Source organism: Syntrophomonas erecta subsp. sporosyntropha (assembly GCF_055395365.1).
Map to the genome: position 1 here is coordinate 404,027 of NZ_AP042459.1, position 20,053 is coordinate 424,079.

Sequence of the window (20,053 nt, forward strand, 5' to 3'; positions counted from 1 at the left end):
CTCCTTTTATCTATATATTAGATTAATTACGGACTTTTACCTGGGGCGGAATAATATATATTTCGTCCCCCCGGAATTCAAACAGATCACTCAGCTTCCAATAGACACCACGACTTAAGCGAGTATCCGCCTCCCAGCGAAAAGTTATATAAGGTACATCACCTTTTAAGTAAAGACGCACTTCATTTTCTAAGGGAAGTTCCTGCAAATCATGGAAAACCAGAACTAGAGAGCCGTCTTCGTTTTCTACTATACCCTGAGCCAGAAAAGGTACATCTTCCACATGGATTTCGCTGGTATCCTGACCCAATCGAATAATATAAATTCCATCCTCTTTACGTTCCAAATGGGTAGCTAAAACATTGACTATATTGCGTCTAAACATCTCGGCATTTTTAAAATACCATTTACCATCTTTTTTTATGGTAATATCGGTTGTTTCCATGCTTATCCCCCTTTAGACTATCACCTTAACCACTATTGTATAGATTATTGACCAGGAAGTGCAAGTCCTGCCAAAATGCAACTATATTCTCCCGACTTAGCAGTTATTACACCTATAACCCACAATATTACCGAAAGATATACTATTCTATCAATTACAAATGCATCCCAGTAATTGACCCTTTAAATATCCTTAGTACTTATAACTAATAACCAGGTTGTTATGTTAAATAATAATAAGAAAAAGCCGGGAAAAGATTACTTACTCTCCCCGGTACTTATACCGACTTTTACAAGTTTTGGGCTTTATTAAGTCGCAGCGAATTCTGGTAAATGGTTTCAATATCTTCATCAGTTATTTCCTGACTTCCCATAACCAGTCCCGCTAGACTAAAACCATGTTTTTTTCCTAGTTGACGCAGATATTGAATCGTCTCCAAGGGCAGCTTCATACCAATGCTATAGTCCCTAAAGTCTCCTTCCAAAGCCAGTAGTATAGTTTCAGACAAACAGGCCAGATTAACACCATCCCGGTAGCCCAGATTAGGTCCAAAGCGGATATTATCCGGGTACTGAACCAATCCTCCTTCAAGGACTAAAACATCATCCCGTCGATGGTATACCTCTGATGATACATCCGCAGGACGAGCCACATCACATATTACTGTTCCCGGGGACAGGTATTCCGGATAAATTAAATAATCAGGCGAATTACTGGCAGCTACCACTAATTGACATTGAAGTAATGTTGCCCTTATATCCAGGCTTACCTGTACTGGACAATTAATCTTTAATACCCCAGCAATGTTCTGTATGAATTCCAGAGACATATCTTTTCCGGCCTTAAGTTGATCTCTTAGTTGCCCAGCTTGGGAATTGGACTCTTGCCCTAGCATCCTCCATACCTTTACCATCCAGTTGGCCAGCCCGGTAGTTTCCCCGGCCTCCCACCTTTGGTGGGCATACAAAAGCATATCCCCAACTAGTGATCTTAACCGGTGTTTACTACTGTTTACATGCTGGGGATTACCTAACAGGGTTATGTCCTCCAGTCTTTCCGACATGATAAGAGCGCAGGCTCTTCCAATAGAACCAGTAGCTCCTACTACAGCACCACTAGCTTCACCTGGATTTATATGCATCTTCTCCGCTCCCAGGAACAACGCTTCCATCGCCATAAGGGTAGTAAAGCTATTCCCACTAGTAATAGCTACATCTCTTCCTATAACTGATCTTCCCCCTCGGGTAACTACTGAGGTTAAAGCCCCTAGGCCTACTATACCTGCTCCTAAATCACGTCCCATATCTACTGCTTTCGTAATTACATCCACAACTTCTTCCCGGGGCAAAGACATAATTTCTCTCGCGCCAAATGGTACCCCGATCAGCCAACCCTCGGCTGCGATACCAGTTTTAGATCTGAGGGCCGGCAAATGACATACAATCCCGGGCTCAGTAATTGAACTTTGCCATTTTAAAAAGTCATAGAGCTGGGAACGACTTAAAACCTTAAAAGACGGGTTATTAGCGACTATATCTTCAGGGGCCGGATAATGGATAATAAAAGCAAACTTATGGTTAACCTCTTCTTGTGGTTTCAACGGCGAAGAAAGTACCTGACGGCTAGTCGGGCGATAATCTGTAATCTTTTCCGGACGAGAACAGTCACCAATAAGATAACGATATAACCAGGCATAATCTCGCTGGGAAAGAATCTGGCATACCGTCTCCAGGCTATCCATCATATAATCTATTTCCTCATGGGTTATAGTCAGGGTAGGTTCTAATCTTACGGTCATGGGGTTATTCAAAAATGGGGCCAACCGGATCTGATAAACATTGAGGAGGTATCCGGCTAATAAGGCAGTAAACGCCCCCTGATCCACCAGATACGACATATCAAAAGAACCACAATCCTTCATTTCATAGAATTCCATGCCCACCATTAAGCCTTGACCCCGTACCTCTTTAATTATATCCGGATATCTTTCTCCTAGCTCCCGAGCCCGGTTCAAGAGATATTCTCCTTTTTCTTTAACCTCCCGTATTAGCCGGCGATCATCCCGAATTAATTCTTCCAAAACGGCACAGCCCACTGCACAGCTCAGGTTATTATTAGCAAATGTAGAACTGTGTAATGAACCAAAATCATCATTATATACCCGGGGCGAGCTCAAACATACCCCCAGGGGAATCATTCCTCCTCCTAAGGCTTTAGCCAGAAGCAATATATCCGGCTCTACCCCTTCCTTTTCACAGGCAAACAAATAACCGGTTCTTCCCAAGCCGGTCTGTATTTCATCTAAAATAAAAACCACGCCATATTGATTGCATAGCCTCTGGACCTCACGTAAATAACCTGGTTCGGCCGGGATCATGCCCCCTTCTCCTTGAACCGGCTCAACTATAAAACCGGCTATATCGTCTCCCTGATCCTGAAGAATGTTTTCTAATGCCTCAATATCATTGAAAGGTATGTGAGTAAACCCGGGTACCGGGGCACCAAATGGAGTCTGGTATACCTCCCGGCCTGTGGCTGATAAAGCCCCCAAAGTTTTACCATGAAAACTACGGTAGGCGGAAACTATGGTACGCCGTCCCGTTGCTGAACGCGCCAGCTTAATGGCAGCTTCTACCGCTTCCGCTCCACTTTGACAAAAAGTAGAATAACAAAGTTCACCAGGAGACAGTTCCGCCAGCATATTCGCCAAACGTAGTGCTTCCCCGGGAAGGGATGGTTGCACCAGACTGGGAATCTGATTTTCCCTAACTTGATCCAGTGCCTGCCAAACAATGGACGGGTTATAACCAAAGGGAACCGCCCCAAACTGCGCTATAAAGTCAAGATAGCGATTGCCTTCCTCATCTATTAAATAATTTCCTTCCCCACGAAGGTAATTCTTATCTAGCTTGAAAGATTTCAAAATTTTGGCCAGGGTAGGATTGAGCAAGTCATCTTTATACACAAATAGATCCTCCTTCGTGCACATTTTTGTGCAATATCAACGGCTACATACATTTTATAGATAATTTTTATCTTGTCAAACACATGTTGCCAAAAAGAAGGTAAATCGTAAATAATTCTCACTAAAAAGATGCCTTTTCCAATACGGTGGTACCTGTGGGGTTAACCGTTGCGGTTGAAGATAGGGGGGCAATTTAACAATTTCAATCCACGCACCCGCGGGGGGTGCGACTTTTTCGGTTAAAATGAACCATGATTGCGTTCCATGTTTCAATCCACGCACCCGCGGGGGGTGCGACGCACATTGTATTGGTCATAATCAAGATAGCATAGGTTTCAATCCACGCACCCGCGGGGGGTGCGACAAACTGTTGTTTTGTGCGGCCTAAAGTCGGTGGGCAGTTTCAATCCACGCACCCGCGGGGGGTGCGACCAAACATATTTTTGACTGCCCGGGGGACGGTGGACGAGTTTCAATCCACGCACCCGCGGGGGGTGCGACCGTTGTAACTGAATCTAGTGGAGCAGTATCTTATGGTTTCAATCCACGCACCCGCGGGGGGTGCGACTCTGTCACCCTGCGCATCTTACCTGTGAAAACCCGGTTTCAATCCACGCACCCGCGGGGGGTGCGACATGCGTGAACCAAACGGATACCGAGAGCAATTAGTTTCAATCCACGCACCCGCGGGGGGTGCGACACCACGTACCTGGGACACGCCTAACGCAGCCCAGGTTTCAATCCACGCACCCGCGGGGGGTGCGACGGGGTGATGTATGAATCAAGATATTAATTTAACTGTTTCAATCCACGCACCCGCGGGGGGTGCGACCAAAGGGCCTGGCCGAATATTCTCAGGACGTAGTAGTTTCAATCCACGCACCCGCGGGGGGTGCGACTTTACGACAAGCGAAGGCATGTATTTCCCAGACATGTTTCAATCCACGCACCCGCGGGGGGTGCGACGCAGACCGGTGCAGCGCAGGGACAAGCAGCAAGAGTTTCAATCCACGCACCCGCGGGGGGTGCGACAAAAGATGGCAAACAAAGTTAAATACGGCCTAAAGTTTCAATCCACGCACCCGCGGGGGGTGCGACCTAATCAACTGGGCGTGGCGTAAAGGGGTGAATTTGTTTCAATCCACGCACCCGCGGGGGGTGCGACTCAGTAATATTTTGGCCCTGTGCGAAGTGTTTGGGGTTTCAATCCACGCACCCGCGGGGGGTGCGACGAGCATCTGCAGGGTTGGCTGACGGCCTATGAGGTTTCAATCCACGCACCCGCGGGGGGTGCGACATTCAGCTCGTTGCTGACATAGCTTCAATCTGTTATGGTTTCAATCCACGCACCCGCGGGGGGTGCGACCCGGCAGGTCTAAGCACTCGTCCTTCCTCACTCGTTTCAATCCACGCACCCGCGGGGGGTGCGACGCAACTATGACCAACAAAGATAAAATTAAGTATCTGTTTCAATCCACGCACCCGCGGGGGGTGCGACCAAGTAATAAATGGGACAGGGGGCCAGATAAGGAAGTTTCAATCCACGCACCCGCGGGGGGTGCGACCAAATAAAACGCGAGCCGGCGACAAGGCAGAAAGGTTTCAATCCACGCACCCGCGGGGGGTGCGACTTTATGGCCTGGCCCGGAACGATGAAACCCTGTCAGTTTCAATCCACGCACCCGCGGGGGGTGCGACTGCTTACGAGGAGATAGCACCGGAGGCCTTTGACGGTTTCAATCCACGCACCCGCGGGGGGTGCGACCCGGTAGCGACGGGCCACCAGTTCCCCATTCTCAGTTTCAATCCACGCACCCGCGGGGGGTGCGACGTGAAGAAGTAAGGGAATTTTTACAGAGGACCAGGGTTTCAATCCACGCACCCGCGGGGGGTGCGACATATAAGAAAGTTGCTGTAACCGGTGCGAAATACGTTTCAATCCACGCACCCGCGGGGGGTGCGACACCGTGGAACAAAAGACGATGCGCCTCTGATAAAGTTTCAATCCACGCACCCGCGGGGGGTGCGACTTTCAAAATAGCCGTAGGTATCGTTGTAAAACTGTTTCAATCCACGCACCCGCGGGGGGTGCGACTTTTTGCTTTCCAGCCACGGAAAATGGTTGACATGGGTTTCAATCCACGCACCCGCGGGGGGTGCGACTTCAGCTCGTTGCTGACATAGCTTCAATCTGTTATGGTTTCAATCCACGCACCCGCGGGGGGTGCGACGTGATTACTAAATACATTTGCGAGCTTTGCGGAGAAGTTTCAATCCACGCACCCGCGGGGGGTGCGACGCAAGCGCAAATGTTATTTTTGCGAATATAGCTGGTTTCAATCCACGCACCCGCGGGGGGTGCGACTAGTCAAGGCCGAGCAAGAGCTGGCGAAGTTTGAGTTTCAATCCACGCACCCGCGGGGGGTGCGACTTTGGAAGTGGCACTCATACCTGACCAGTTCAAGTTTCAATCCACGCACCCGCGGGGGGTGCGACCCCAAATGCGGATTTGAGTGGGTGAAATGACGAAGTTTCAATCCACGCACCCGCGGGGGGTGCGACGCACAGAGCCACGCGGCGGGGGCACTATCTACGGGTTTCAATCCACGCACCCGCGGGGGGTGCGACTGTTAGAAATTAACCCCAAAGGGGGAATGAAAATGTTTCAATCCACGCACCCGCGGGGGGTGCGACACGCGTAATCTCAGACAACAAAAAAAAATATATAAGTTTCAATCCACGCACCCGCGGGGGGTGCGACGGCGACGGGATGGTATTTTACAAGACAGCTAAGTGGTTTCAATCCACGCACCCGCGGGGGGTGCGACTGTTTTCGACCGCGATGGTGCCAAGTAATAACCAGTTTCAATCCACGCACCCGCGGGGGGTGCGACTCTAGTCAGATGGATGGTTGGAAAGTTGCTGAAGGTTTCAATCCACGCACCCGCGGGGGGTGCGACCCAATTATGATAGATAAGCTATATATGGACAAAAGTTTCAATCCACGCACCCGCGGGGGGTGCGACTCTAGTCAGATGGATGGTTGGAAAGTTGCTGAAGGTTTCAATCCACGCACCCGCGGGGGGTGCGACCCAATTATGATAGATAAGCTATATATGGACAAAAGTTTCAATCCACGCACCCGCGGGGGGTGCGACACACCCAACCGATGGGGCAAAGAGAAAATACCAGGTTTCAATCCACGCACCCGCGGGGGGTGCGACGATGTCTTGGGAGACCGAATGTTATTCGTGTAGGTTTCAATCCACGCACCCGCGGGGGGTGCGACCCGATCCAAATTTATATATCGTTTCAGGTACTTGGTTTCAATCCACGCACCCGCGGGGGGTGCGACCGCGGTTTTTCTAATTGCCTATTACCATAGCTTCTTACAGTACTTTTCGCGATCGTTGTTCTAATTAAACTTTTTTTGGGGCTATATCAAAATTTTTTCTTCATAACCCCCGTATCTTTCATATCGCGACTAAAATTATTTAAAATAGTATTTCATCCTTGGTGGCTGCACAGTTTTCGATGCTTGCCAAAAGAAAAATCTTTTCGAGAGCTTACGGTTCGCGCTTATTCAATTAATAATATACCTTCCGGATCGTAACTTTCCTTGATACCAATATGTTCAATTCGCCTTTTCCAGTTGTTCCCTAATAGGTAAAAGCGTATGCTATCCTGGGTGGGGTCAATAATTTTCTCGAGACGGTTGCGCAGACTTGCGAACTGAGCAGGATCTAGGAGACATTCAAATACGGACTTCTGCACCCTCTGACCGTGATTGACACATTGCTTGGCCACCTGGCGCAAACGTTTTTGGCCTTCAGGTGTTGCAGTACTTACATCATAGGTAATTAAAACTAACATTGATATCACCTCATATGGTATTTCAGTTAGAGTATAAAGTTATCAAAGAGCCTAAGCTATTTCCATATAAACACAGGATAGCCATCCAAATCACCGCGGAAATAACGAGCAAGCAGTAACGCCTGAGTATAAGGCAACAAGCCGATTGGAATCCTTTCCTCCAGGTAGGGATGGATAATTTCTTCCCGCTTACGTTTTTGCCATGCTGTTAATACTATTTTATAGGTATCTTTGTCCATAACCACTCCACCACTTTCATTTTTCATAAAGCCTTTGGGGGTTATTTGTTTCCTATTAATCAGAGATACAGCCAATCTGTCCGCCAGCACCGGGCGCAATTCTTCCATCAAATCCAAAGCAAGACTTGGTCTGCCGGGACGATCGCGATGTAAAAACCCTACCGCAGGATCCAATCCGACTGTTTCTAAAGCTGAACGAACTTCATGAACCAGTAGCGTGTATAAAAATGATAATAGCGCATTAATGTTGTCCCGTGGTGGTCTGCGGCTGCGCCTTGACATAGCAAATGCTTGTTTTTCTTCCAAGACCAACTCGGAAAAATTAGAAAAATATAGCTGGGCAGCCTCTCCCTCGATCCCGCGTACACTATCAACATTTTTACAGCTTCGTAAACGTTTCATCTGTCCAGCCATGCGGGTAATTGCTGCGGTCAGTGTATCTACATCCACCTTATTTTTGTGATCTCTAAGCGCCCGCTGTAGTACACTACGACAATTTGATACCTTACCCAGGACACAAGTTGCAGCCATATTAGCTGTAAAATCCATATCATCCGCTACCCGGTATTGCTTTCGCCTAAGCAGTACATTACCGGAAACAGGTCCTTCAACACGAGCTAAAAACTTTCCATACTCATTTAGAAAGGATATCGTTACCCCTTTTTTACTGCAAAGCCTCATCAGAGCTGGACTAGCTCCTGTATAACCAAAGGTAACTATTCCTTCAAGAATATGAACAGGTATCCTTGCTTGCTCCTGATCGCCTGCTCTGACGACTACGTTCTCTCCATCGCAACCGAGGTAAGTATCAGGATTGGTGACATACAAAACATTTAGAAGCTTTCTCATTTTTAATCCTCATCTATTAATTTAATTGTTTTATCAATTTGCAGTTGTTTATCAAGATAGTCACTAATAGATCTTCTTTTTTGCGTTAGTTTTGGTAAACAAACGTCTTCAAGTGAACACAAGCTGCAACGTTGGCCTTTTCTAGCTGGGGGTGTAATGCCTTTAGAAAAATCTTTATGCATATTCCTAGCCAGAGTTAAAACCCTATTTCTTAGTTCCTGATCAAATTTTATTACCCTACGGCGTTGGGTCTGCCCATAGTAAAGACTTCCCCGTTCAATTGAAACATCCAACATTTCCTCTAGACAAAGAGCTTGAGCACATAACTGAACTACATCTCGATCATCTTTTTTTTGTTTCCCCCTCTTGTACTCGACTGGATAAGGCATGTAAAAGCCCGACCGTCCAGGAAGATTAACACCTTTCGTTTCTGCTTCAACAGGATGAAACTCTACCAGATCTGCTACCCCAAAGAGCCCTAGTCTATAGGATAGTAATGGTAAGGACCGTGCATAAATAATACCTCCGCGAGATTCATGATAGTCCGAGTTATGCACCCGCTCATGAAGGATGCTTCCCTCTACGGTACGCAGGTTTTCCTGCCATTGTTTTTCCAGGTGTATGAGTGCCCATTGCCTGTCGCAAAAAGCATAATGTTGTATGCCTGACAAAGACAGCAGTTCTTCTTCGGAATAAATCCTGTCATTTTTCATATCTTCTCAATTAACTTGACCCCATCCGGCATCCCGTTCTTATCAATCATCACCTCATAATCCGTATATGCACGGGGAGGACGGGTCTTATCTTTACGCTCTATGGTAATTGCATCAAATAAACGATGAGCGGGGGCATTACCTAATCTAGAATCGTGTTCAAAAACAAACAAACGGCGGGCAGACATCTTACCCCGAGCAGCTGAATGGTCGTGTTCAAACATATTTATGAGTGCATCCCATAGTAACTCCAGATCATTTTTATCAAATCCGGTCTTTTCTGCTAAACATGCCGAAATATACCCTTCAGCCCTATAAAGCGCATAGGGAATAATATGTTTTCGTCCCATTTCCCGGTTTTTATCTTCATTTTCTTTGGTTACAGCCATTCGGGTTATAGTTATTTCCTGCTGCACGATGGGATCGATACTACGGGCAAAACCAAACTGAACGGGTCCACGCACCTGACCGCAATTGACTTCGGTGGTCATTACAGCTCCAAATGTTCGTATATCAAAAAAGTTTTTGCACATAAACCCGGTAAGTGCTTCTGCCTGTGCCTTATCTTTAGGCAGCTTTTTTGATTCGGGTTTAATGTCTAAATAAGTGTAGGCTTTTTTATGCTGGGAGTTTAAGACTGCACCTTCTTTAACATAAATATCATATCCATCAGTCCCACCTTTGCTGATTTCTATATAATTGCGTACTTTACGTTTAAGGCAAACATCAGTTACAAGCCCCAAACTGGTTTCCGGGTCAATTCTGGGCATATTCCCCGCATCAGGATCACCATTGGGATTACCGTTTTCCACATCGAAAAGCAAAACAAATTCATACCGGTGTTCAAGTGTATTACTCATTTTTCCCCTCTCCTTTCTTATAAAAAGCCTGCCTCTGGTGATAATACCCCAGCATGAATTTACCCTGTTCCTCCATGTTTAGGTACTGAGGAAAACCGTCTAGACCATCCAATATATCCTGTATACGACGATCCTGAATATAGCCATACTCGGACTTGGCTATATGGTGCTGGGCTAAACGAATTAGCATGGGAAAAACTGCGGCAGGCGTAGCCGAAGCCGACCCAAAATATTTATCACGTATGGTTGCATTGATATTGTTCCCTAATGCATCTTGCTGAGCTTTCTCTAACACAGCAAATAACCTGCCTAGACGATAAGCCGTATTAGTGTTCTTTTCATCGAGACTCATATAAATATTCACCTCCTGATTTTTCAGCCTGAATTGGCGGATTAAACAGCCTTTAATAGTGGCGGCACGAATATAGTTCACCTGTTTATCCGCACGTATACGGGCGAGAATGGTAGTGTATAACCCTTGCGGGTAGGGCTTCCCGCTTAAAACAGAACGCATAAGAGTTCCTCCCATTAAAGGAGGAATTTTGTTTTTGTCCCCTAAAGGAGCGGTTTCTTGTAAAATTCGTGGTATAGGGATGAACTCAGGGTCTTTATTAAGGTTTGCCCTCTCAATGGCCATATCCGCATAATGCTGTGCAATACGTTCGACGAATACTCTAAAACGGTCTACCTGCCAAAAGCGGACTGAGAGGCGAGCCGCATTAGAGGATAGTCCCAGAACATAAAACTTGGACCGGGCATCTAAATGTTCCAGATTAACGGGGTTTCCATCACGAACATTGCGTAAAGTATCCCGTACTAGTTGAATAGTTTCCCAATCCTCAGCAGATCGCTTATCTTCCTTGATCCCGTCATCGCTCTCACCTAAAGTAGGGTACAATAATTCTGCTATAAGGTCTTCCTCCTGGGAACTGGCTTCCGACCAGAACACCGTAACTGTGTTATCATTCAGATTCATGCGATGACGTTTACTGTTTAGTAAATAATTAAGTACAGTAGTGTAACTAAAGGCAGCCTCTTCGCTAATAGGTGAATTAAAATTCTGGTTTTTCCCAAAAGACACAAATGAATTCTGATTAAATGACACTAGAGAAGCCCCTGAACTTTGTGCCCCCGGTACTCCTTTTATGTTCGGATGTAACTTGGCAATTGAAGCCGTTTTTCCGGTAACCAGGCATTGAGCTATAAGCTCGGATGGTCGGCTACCCCGATAAATATCCCATGCTTGTCGTACCTTGAGACGTTCATGAATGTAACCATTATATCCATCTAACATAAATACTATATTAACTCCCGATGTTATATCTTCAATTAACCCCTTCAAAGCCTTATGATCCTTGGCCCATTCAGGTTGCCAGTATATAAAATACTTGCAGATAGCTTTCGCACCGGGGTCATCAACATCTCCTAAAATCATACTATGATACTCGGCTGAAGCTACAAGTGCCTCCCGAGCCCTCTGTTCTTTTCCTTTCCGATCGACACCAATAATATATGTACTGTTATCACATAGAAAGTTGGGAGCCAGTCCAGATGATCGCTTGTTTTGTTCTGGTACAATCACATCAATGGGTACCAATTTATTTTTCTTAGTTTGTCTTAGATCAACAACATTCAATAATTCTCCATCTATTGATATATTAAAGGCAAAGGATACACCGGCTATACTATATCCGTATTTAGGTATGTTAGGCTGTGGTTCGTCGGCTAAGCGCTGGTAATAATGGTACAAGGATTGAATAATCATCTCATCACCTCCTCTATTGGCATGATAGGTATTTCGATGATACCATCACGCATTGTGGCGCGGAAAAAATAGGGAGTCATATTATTTTGGTAATCAATATCCTGGAGCATCCATCCTAAATCATGTTCTTCCCCCTGGTAAAATGAAACTGGATCCTCACCTTCCAGGAGTTCAAAGTTAGCTGGAAATTCCCGACATCCAAGGTAGGGCCTATGATAGCATTGCCCTTGTCGTGCCCGTCGTAAGAAAATATTATAGTGCTTGGCAGGATTATCTTCTTCTCCTGCCAGATTAGTCATAGTAAAGTGGGCTTCAATAACATAAGCTACATCTCGTAACATTAAGGTTGCTCTTTGCTGCCGATCTTCAGTAATAACTTGGCAAAGCAGAACCTCTCCTCCTTTCATGGCTTTTTTTATATTACCGGCAGGTATTTTACTTCCAACTTCGTTGCGCCGTATATTGTCAAAGCGGATCTCGTTTAGTACATGAATGCGGTCAATTACCCAGTGAATAGCTGGTTTCCAGTGAATCGCCTCCAAAATTCCACGTGCGGCCGATGGGGTCATTACATCGTAGCTCACCCGTTCTGCTTTCATCTCTGGACGGGTAAAACAGGCATATTCCCCCCATACTTTAATTTTTATCCCGTACGACACCTGATCACCTCCTTTACACAATTAGTACGTCTTCAGCCAGCAAGGTATCTTTTACATATTGTAGTCCCGTTTCCTGGCTATACATGCTGGGATAGTTTAATACCAGATACTGTCCTGCTACCAGATCCAACACACCAGCTTTGGTTAACTCAGCATACTCATAAGAATAAATCTGTATCGTATACGGTTGTAGGCTTCTGGATAAATTAGTAGTTACGCCCAGGAACTTTGCTTGCTCAATAAGATTCCTACACCGCTGGTCGTAGGGAATAATAATGCTTTTAGTGTTATTGGCAATGATGTTGAATTTCTCATCAATCTCCCTGAAAGGAAAAGCAAGCTCCTTTGATCTTTCCTCAATCAACGCCATAATGCCATGCTCATCCAGGGCTTCACCTTCTATGCTATAGAGTTTGGTAAAATACTTTTCTATCGCTTCTAGTTCCAGCGGATCTTTATAATCTTTCATAACCATGGCGGCAACCTCGGCTGTACGACTTAACCAGCCCTTAGGGAGACCATGCTTTTCTGGTTTAAAAGTATAAACATATCCCTGATCCAAACGCCCCTCCCGATTACATCTCCCCGCCGCCTGAGCCAGAGAGTCCAATCCGCAAAAAGAACGATAAACAACTGGAAAATCTACATCAACGCCAGCTTCAATAAGTTGCGTGGAAATAACTTGGCAGGGTTGTCCTTCCTTAAGGGCCTGACGGATTTCGTCCAGCCGCTGCGTTCTATGTTTAGCACACATGCGAGCACTTAGATGAAAGGTGTTATTCCCCGATAGCATTTTATATAGTTTTAGTGCATGCTGGCGAGTATTAACGATACAAAGAACCTGTCCGCAATTCGACAATTCTTCGGCTAATTCATGATCGCTTTTTGCTCCAATAGGAACCACCTGAACTCGTCTTAGCGCTTGATAAAGCATATGAGGATCAGGTGCTAATTCGACTGGTATCATTTTTCCTGGTAAATAAGAGGTGATAGCAGGCTGAGTAGCAGTACACAGGACTACTGAACATCCGTAATGAATCACCAATTCAGCTAGTGCAGTAAGGCAGGGTTTTAAGTAGCTAGTAGGAATCATTTGCGCTTCATCCAGTATGATAACACTACGAGCAATATTGTGGAGTTTACGACATCTACTACTTTTACTGGCAAAAAGTGATTCAAAGAATTGCACATTGGTCGTAACTACTATGGGAGCATCCCAGTTTTCGGCTGCTAATTTCAGTCGTTCAAATTCTTCTGCCCATTGCAAATCATCCCTTTCGGGGAATTGGTAATTGCTATGATGTTCCACAATCGCCTCATTCCCCAGGGCAATTCGAAATACGTCAGCATTTTGTTCGATAATACTGGTATAAGGAATTACGTAGATAACTCTGCTCATCTGATGCTGGAGAGCATGTTGCAAAGCAAAGCTTAATGATGATAGAGTTTTGCCTCCTCCTGTAGGTACTGTAAGTGTAAATAGTCCTGGTTTCCTGACTGCACCTTCTATACAAGCTTGAAGTACTTTATCACGGTGGTATTTAATGGCAGCACCCGAACTGTTTTCCTTTAATTTTATGAGATAATCTTCCAAACGCAGAGCCAACTTCTCCAGTCCGGGATAATGCCTCCTATTTTTGCTTTTGTATGGATCATAAAACTTTTCTGTATCAAGAAAATCGGCATCTACAAGACAGGAGTACACAAACCTGATAAAGAGCTGAATACTAAATCCAGGGGTGTTTTTTGAAGGTAAAAACGGTAAACGTAGCAAGGAAACCGGCGGTAGTTTAAGCTTGTCTGTTTTGTAGGCATCATAACTGGGGGTAGAAGATAATAGCCGTTCAGATAGTGATCCCGCCCGCTGGGGACTGCCATAGTCCGGTAGCCCGGCATGATGACCTGCTACCGTATAAGCAATTATTCTGCCCGCAGCCCTTCCATATAAAGATAGAGCCTCCTGGGCCCCGGCGGTGGAATGATCTACATGAATGTTTGCCCCTTCCAGGCGATCCTGAAAGCTCTGCGAATACTTACCTATGTCATGCAAGACCCCCGCAGCCTGGGCAAACGAAGCTGCATCGAATTTTGCCCCAAAGACCTTTGCAAGCCTTGCGGTAGCTTCCAAATGATCTTTAAGTTTTTGCCAGCAGTCTTTGTCCTGGTCAGCAACTGAATGTGCATAATACAAAAGGATCACACCTTATTTAGTTAGTCACCATTTATATACTTTCTATTTCTACAAAAATTAGCCTTTTTCCTGTCCATTTCCATCTAACTCTGCCCTACTTTGGATAAATAATCTTTTCACGCTGTTACCAGGATTTTTAATCATCCGCAACCTATAAAAACTAAAAGAGGCTAATCACTTTAAAATGATTAGCCTCTTTTTATTTACGTTTTACTATTTAGGAAGCAAAAGGACCGTCCCTTTGCTTCCGGTTGTTTTACCATTCTGGTGGTAGTTGTTTTAGCTGGGCCAGGTTAAATACCGGGCCGTCCAAGCAGATGTATTCACTGCCGATGTTACAACGGCCGCATTTACCTATACCACATTTCATACGCATTTCTAAGGTGGTTATGACTTGTTCATCCGTAAAGTTCATTTTTTCAAGTACCTGCAGTACGAATTTTATCATTATTGGTGGGCCACAGGTAACCGCAATAGCGTTTTCCGGGCTGAATCCCAGTTCTTCTATATAGGATGGTACAAAGCCTACATGTCCATCCCAGCCTTCTTCAGCATTGTCTATAGTAACATAGACCTGGGTGTCTTTTTCTTTAGGCCATTTGTCGAATAGTTCGTCTTTAAAGCACAGATCGGCATAACTTCTGCTGCCATAGATAATGGCTATTTTCCCATAGTCTTCCCTATGCTTGAAACAGTATTTTATGAAGGAACGTAAGGGAGCCAAACCGATTCCGCCGCCGATAAAGATCATATCTTTACCTTTGCATTCGTCTACCGGAAATCCATTCCCATATGGTCCTCTTACCCCGATCTTTTGACCCACTTCTATTTTGTGCAGTTCATCGGTCATCAAGCCCACCCGTTTGATGGCAAATTGCAGGTATTCTTGTTCTTCCTGCCAGGAGATGGAGAACATTCCTTCTCCTACCGGCACCATAGATACCATGGCTAATTGGCCGGGTATGATGTTAAAGGGAACACCGCCATTTTCACTTTTTACATAAAAAGATTTTACGTCAGGAGTTTCGTCAACGATGTCAATCACTTCGACGATTCCCGGCACCAATGGATTTTCACAATTGCATTTATGCACCGGTATCCGCCTCCTTAATCTTTTGGATTATGCTGATAATATTTATTCCTACCGGACAGGCGACTATACAGCGGCCGCACCCGGTGCAAAGTGAAGCTCCATAACGTTCTTTAAAGAACTGCAGTTTATGCAGGTAGCGGTTACGGAAACGTTCTTTGCTGGTTGCCCGTGGATTATGACCACCTGCCATTAGACTGTATTCACCGTACATGCAGGAATCCCAGCACCGGAAACGGTAACCTTCTTCACCCCAGGTTTTTACCTGGATATCAAAGCAGTAACAGGTGGGGCACAGATAAGTGCAAATTCCACAGTTCTGACAGGGATCGGATAGTTCCTGCCATATGGGATGATCAAACATATCTTTAAGCTTTTCTGCCACACCTTCGTAATCTACTTTACGGGTAAATTCTTTCAGTGTAGGGAGTTTAGCATCCTGTTCTTCTAGCAGATCGGCGACCTGTTTGGTAACTGCTTCACCTTTTTCCGTTTTAGCTTCCCAGATATATCCGCCCTGTACTTCCCGCAGTATTACATCAGCTGCTTCTGGTTCAGTAGGGTTAACCCCCATGGCATCGCAGAAACAGTTGGCTCCCGGGTTGTAGCAGGCATTGGCTATTATGGTTGTCTGATCCCTTCTGGACTTGTAAAATTCATCTATATAACCCTTGGTAAGAAAAACCGAATCCAGGTGTTCTACCCCTTTTACATCACAGGGACGAATACCCATAATTATTTTAGGCTGGGTATCCTGGCATACATCATCAATATTGATTTCCATACCTTCCTGCTTAAACCTGTACATTTTTTCCGTCTGAGGTAAAACAACATTTTTCGGGGGTTGGGTTACATTAAGGATATCAAACATCAATTCATCGCTGTCTTTGTTATAAGTCTTCCAGGAATAGAAGCCGGATTGGGAACCACGCTGCATGGGAACATATAGGTCCGCTGCTTGGCCCAGACGATCCAGCACCTGTTCCATTTTGGCGCTTTTTAATACCTTCATTTCTCCTCACCCCCTATAGGAAATTATCCGGATCTTTTTCATTGTAAACACTAAGCGGCGGTTTTTGGCCTTCGACATATTTCATCCCTGCTTCATAGGGACCATATAGTTCACTTACATCCTTAACCAGTTTCCGGTTAATTGCCATTAACGGAATGTCTACCGGACAGACCCGCTCACATTCGCCGCATTCTATGCATCTGCCTGCCATATGCATAGCCCTGACCAGATGGTACATCATGTTGTCGCTCAGTTTAGTCTCCCGGCCGACCCATTGGGGACGAGTCTCATCAAATATGCAAGTGCGGCAGTTACAGGCAACACATGCCTGACGACATGCATAACAGCGAATACATTTGGAAAAAGCCTCCTCGAAGAAGCGAAAACGCTCGTCTACCGGCAGATTTTCTATTTCTTTTACCTGGGCAAAGCGCTCCCCTTCTACCCGGGGGGATTGTTCTTCACCAATTATTTCATCATATATTACTGGATTAGGTTGGATACAATGGGCACATTTATCGGCTGCCTCATCTGCCTGACCATTACGGACAAATCCGGAATGCGCTTTCATAGCTTTCAGGGGGTCTTTTACCCCTGGGCAGTTTACCCCAATAATATATAGACGATCACGCTTAATTTGGTTGTCTTCTAAAAGCCGTACTATACCACGGGAATCACAACCTTTAACAACTATGCCTATCTTTTCCTTACCATCTCGAAACTTTAACAGGCTGTTAGCCAGATTGTGTACCGAATATTCATCAAATACTATCCGTGCCACATCCTCCACGGAACGGGCTACGAAGGGACGGGTCTGATAGTCAACATCGCCCTTCTCCCATGCAATTACCATATCAACCTGCCCGTTCTCCAGAAGCTTGGTGGCAATTTCCTGAATTTTAGCTGTATAATCCATTTTATCTTGCCTCCCTCAACTTTTGGTTGGGCCCTAGTTCTTTAACCTCATTGACTATTTTCGTCATAGTCTGCTGAAATTTAATACCTTCTGCACCTGATATCCAGGATGTCTGGTATCTTTCTGGTTCAATACCTAGATACTGCATAAGGTTTTTCATAACCGTATGCCGACGACGGTTATAGTAATTGCCACTACCATAGTGGCATTCACCCGGGTGTCACCCGGATAAGAGTACACCATCCGCACCACGGTTAAAAGCTCTTAGTACCAGCATCGGATCCATACGACCCGAGCATGGGGTTCTTATTATACGAACATCGGCAGGGTATTCCAGGTGGTTTAAGCCCGCCAGGTCTGCCGCTGCATAACTACACCAGTTACAGGCAAACACAATAATTTTCGGCCGCCAGTTTTCCTGTTCTATAGACACAGTGCATCCACCTCCGATACAAGTTGTTCGTCGGTAAATCCTTTGAGGTTAAGAGCTGCACACCGACATGCAGGCACACACGCACCACACCCCTGGCATAGACTACCATTGACCTGAGCCACCATCCGGGTAAAGGGTCCCTGAGGTCCACGGTCTTTAATCTCTACCAGTGACAGGGCGTTATAGGGACAAATAGGTACACATAGTCCGCATCCCGAACATTTATTAGTATCCACCATGGAGATCATCGGCTCAGTCGCCAATTCAGTCTTGGAAAACAGTCCGCATACTTTGACAGCTGCTGCACTACCCTGAGCAACCGTATCCGGAATATCCTTCGGCCCCTGACAGGCACCAGCCAGGTAAACACCAGCCGAGAATGTTTCTACCGGCTGAAGTTTGGGATGGGCTTCCTGGAAAAAGCCATCTTTATCAGTAGAAAAACCGATTACTTTCGCCAGTTCCTGAGCTCCTTCAGACGGTACCATAGCCGTGGCCAAGACTACCATATCCACTTCTACTTCTATAGGCCTGCCTAATAAGGTGTCCTCCGATTTTAATACTAATTTGTCGCCCCGGGGATAGATCTTACTAACCCGGCCGCGAATATATTTGGCACCTGCATTAAGCGAACGCTGATAAAATTCCTCGTAGTTTTTCCCGGCGGTACGTACATCCATATAAAAGACATATGCTTCACTATTGGGCAGTTTATCCCTTACCTGATAAGCATGCTTAGCTGTATACATACAGCAGGCCCGGGAACAGTAACTTTTACCCTTGTTATCATCACGGGAACCGACACACTTAATAAAAGCTACACTATCCGGTTCCTTACCATCAGAAGGCCGTTGAATTTTTCCGCCGGTAGGCCCGCCGGCACTAACCAGGCGCTCAAAATGGAGGCTGGTAATTACATCAGGATACTTACCATATCCGTATTCACCATAAGTCTCTTCCCATTTGAATAAATCAAATCCGGTAGCCATAACAATAGCCCCGACCTCTTCGATTATATATTCGTCCTTATCATCAAAACGAATCGACTGGGTCGGACATACCTTTTCGCAAACACCGCATTTGCCTTTGGTAAGTTTAAGGCAGTGTTCAGCATCAATATAAGGCTTACCTGGTACTGCCTGAGGATAAACCTTGTGTATGGCTGTCCTTAATCCCAAACTAAGATCAAATTCATTACTGATTTTCTTGGTGGGACATTTTTCCTCACAGGTTCCACAACCTGTACAAGCATCCCAATCTACATATTTTGCTTTTTTCTTAACCGTTACATTAAAATTACCGATATAACCTGTTACCTTCGTAACTTCTGCATAGGTTACTAGTTCAATGTTAGGGTGCTGCGCCACAGCAACCATCTTGGGGGTGCCTATTCAAGCGGCGCAGTCCATGGTCGGGAAGGTTTTATCAATCTGGGTCATTTTTCCGCCGATACTAGCCGATCTCTCTACTAGAATTACTTTATGGCCAGCCTCGGCAATATCCAAAGCGGTTTGCATCCCAGCAATACCCCCGCCAATAACCATAGCCTTCTTGGTAATGGGAATGGTGGATATTTGCAATGGCTGATTCCGTAAAACCTTGCTTACCGCCATCCTTACCAGGTCCTTAGCTTTGTGAGTAGCCAGATTCCGGTCATGGTGTACCCAGGAATTCTGCTCACGAATATTGACCATTTCAAATAGATAAGGATTTAAACCTGCCGATTCTACCGCACGCCGGAAAGTCTTTTCATGCATGCGCGGCGAACAGGAAGCTACTACAACCTGTTCTAGTTGGTGTTCTTTAATAGATGTTCTGATCAATTCCTGCCCGGGGTCGGAACACATATATTTATAGGTGGTCGCAAAAACGACTCCGGGAATTGTTCTGGCTGATTCGGCTACTTTTTCGGTGTCAACTACCGAAGCGATATTGGTTCCGCAGTCACACACGAAAACGCCTACCCGTTTCTTCATTCTCCGTCTCCCTCCTTGTGGACGTTGCGTCACAATCTTTCTGCTGTTGAGGTTTCACTGGAATAAA

At 45.5% G+C, this 20,053-nt stretch carries 14 protein-coding genes and 1 CRISPR repeat array; all 14 genes read right to left on the minus strand.

What is annotated here, in order from left to right:
• Window positions 1-22 precede the first annotated feature (22 nt).
• The 14 genes from ACZ5Q0_RS01870 to ACZ5Q0_RS01935 all read right to left on the minus strand — a co-directional run bounded on the left by ACZ5Q0_RS01870 (window position 23) and on the right by ACZ5Q0_RS01935 (window position 19,986).
• Window positions 23-445, minus strand: coding sequence for a DUF1285 domain-containing protein (locus ACZ5Q0_RS01870; RefSeq protein WP_446819749.1), 423 nt, complete (start codon window positions 443-445; stop codon window positions 23-25).
• Window positions 446-734: 289 nt separating this feature from the next.
• Entirely contained in the window at window positions 735-3,410 is a 2,676-nt protein-coding gene (locus tag ACZ5Q0_RS01875; protein WP_447182669.1) for an aminotransferase class III-fold pyridoxal phosphate-dependent enzyme, read from the minus strand.
• A 199-nt stretch (window positions 3,411-3,609) separates the two neighbouring features.
• Window positions 3,610-6,765: direct repeats of the CRISPR family, unit length 32 nt; unit sequence GTTTCAATCCACGCACCCGCGGGGGGTGCGAC.
• Window positions 6,766-6,989: 224 nt separating this feature from the next.
• Complete coding sequence (gene cas2, locus ACZ5Q0_RS01880) at window positions 6,990-7,283, minus strand: CRISPR-associated endonuclease Cas2 (protein ID WP_446819746.1); 294 nt, start codon at window positions 7,281-7,283, stop codon at window positions 6,990-6,992.
• 56 nt (window positions 7,284-7,339) lie between these two features.
• Window positions 7,340-8,371, minus strand: coding sequence for a type I-C CRISPR-associated endonuclease Cas1c (gene cas1c, locus ACZ5Q0_RS01885; protein ID WP_446819744.1), 1,032 nt, complete (start codon window positions 8,369-8,371; stop codon window positions 7,340-7,342).
• 2 nt (window positions 8,372-8,373) lie between these two features.
• Window positions 8,374-9,084 (minus strand): CRISPR-associated protein Cas4, encoded by a 711-nt coding sequence (gene cas4, locus ACZ5Q0_RS01890; protein ID WP_446819742.1) that lies wholly within the window; start codon window positions 9,082-9,084, stop codon window positions 8,374-8,376.
• The gene (gene cas7c, locus ACZ5Q0_RS01895) at window positions 9,081-9,944 is read right to left on the minus strand and encodes a type I-C CRISPR-associated protein Cas7/Csd2 (RefSeq protein WP_446819740.1); all 864 of its coding nucleotides are present in this window, start codon (window positions 9,942-9,944) and stop codon (window positions 9,081-9,083) included. Before cas7c ends, cas4 begins: the two co-directional genes overlap by 4 nt.
• Window positions 9,937-11,709, minus strand: coding sequence for a type I-C CRISPR-associated protein Cas8c/Csd1 (gene cas8c, locus ACZ5Q0_RS01900; RefSeq protein ID WP_446819738.1), 1,773 nt, complete (start codon window positions 11,707-11,709; stop codon window positions 9,937-9,939). The genes cas7c and cas8c overlap by 8 nt, the downstream gene beginning before the upstream one ends.
• The gene (cas5c, locus tag ACZ5Q0_RS01905; RefSeq protein WP_446819737.1) at window positions 11,706-12,368 is read right to left on the minus strand and encodes a type I-C CRISPR-associated protein Cas5c; all 663 of its coding nucleotides are present in this window, start codon (window positions 12,366-12,368) and stop codon (window positions 11,706-11,708) included. Before cas5c ends, cas8c begins: the two co-directional genes overlap by 4 nt.
• A gap of 13 nt (window positions 12,369-12,381) precedes the next feature.
• A complete protein-coding gene (gene cas3 / locus ACZ5Q0_RS01910; RefSeq protein ID WP_446819736.1) occupies window positions 12,382-14,559 on the minus strand; it encodes a CRISPR-associated helicase Cas3' in 2,178 nt (725 codons plus the stop codon).
• 256 nt (window positions 14,560-14,815) lie between these two features.
• Window positions 14,816-15,652 carry an FAD/NAD(P)-binding protein gene (locus tag ACZ5Q0_RS01915; RefSeq protein ID WP_446819734.1) on the minus strand — a complete coding sequence of 279 codons (837 nt, stop codon included), beginning with the start codon at window positions 15,650-15,652 and terminating at the stop codon, window positions 14,816-14,818.
• Window positions 15,645-16,661, minus strand: coding sequence for a 4Fe-4S dicluster domain-containing protein (locus ACZ5Q0_RS01920; protein ID WP_446819733.1), 1,017 nt, complete (start codon window positions 16,659-16,661; stop codon window positions 15,645-15,647). The genes ACZ5Q0_RS01915 and ACZ5Q0_RS01920 overlap by 8 nt, the downstream gene beginning before the upstream one ends.
• Window positions 16,662-16,674: 13 nt before the next feature.
• Entirely contained in the window at window positions 16,675-17,577 is a 903-nt protein-coding gene (locus ACZ5Q0_RS01925; protein WP_446819732.1) for a 4Fe-4S dicluster domain-containing protein, read from the minus strand.
• A gap of 1 nt (window position 17,578) precedes the next feature.
• The gene (locus ACZ5Q0_RS01930) at window positions 17,579-18,010 is read right to left on the minus strand and encodes a hydrogenase iron-sulfur subunit (RefSeq protein WP_446819731.1); all 432 of its coding nucleotides are present in this window, start codon (window positions 18,008-18,010) and stop codon (window positions 17,579-17,581) included.
• Window positions 18,001-19,986 carry an FAD-dependent oxidoreductase gene (locus tag ACZ5Q0_RS01935; RefSeq protein WP_446819730.1) on the minus strand — a complete coding sequence of 662 codons (1,986 nt, stop codon included), beginning with the start codon at window positions 19,984-19,986 and terminating at the stop codon, window positions 18,001-18,003. Before ACZ5Q0_RS01935 ends, ACZ5Q0_RS01930 begins: the two co-directional genes overlap by 10 nt.
• Window positions 19,987-20,053: the final 67 nt, after the last annotated feature.

Bases quoted from the DNA above. Each gene is read 5' to 3' on its own strand.
- ACZ5Q0_RS01870 (WP_446819749.1), bottom strand. From the start codon at position 445: ATGGAAACAACCGATATTACCATAAAAAAAGATGGTAAATGGTATTTT.
- cas2 (WP_446819746.1), bottom strand. From the start codon at position 7,283: ATGTTAGTTTTAATTACCTATGATGTAAGTACTGCAACACCTGAAGGC.
- cas1c (WP_446819744.1), bottom strand. From the start codon at position 8,371: ATGAGAAAGCTTCTAAATGTTTTGTATGTCACCAATCCTGATACTTAC.
- cas4 (WP_446819742.1), bottom strand. From the start codon at position 9,084: ATGAAAAATGACAGGATTTATTCCGAAGAAGAACTGCTGTCTTTGTCA.
- cas7c (WP_446819740.1), bottom strand. From the start codon at position 9,944: ATGAGTAATACACTTGAACACCGGTATGAATTTGTTTTGCTTTTCGAT.
- cas8c (WP_446819738.1), bottom strand. From the start codon at position 11,709: ATGATTATTCAATCCTTGTACCATTATTACCAGCGCTTAGCCGACGAA.
- ACZ5Q0_RS01920 (WP_446819733.1), bottom strand. From the start codon at position 16,661: ATGAAGGTATTAAAAAGCGCCAAAATGGAACAGGTGCTGGATCGTCTG.
- ACZ5Q0_RS01925 (WP_446819732.1), bottom strand. From the start codon at position 17,577: ATGGATTATACAGCTAAAATTCAGGAAATTGCCACCAAGCTTCTGGAG.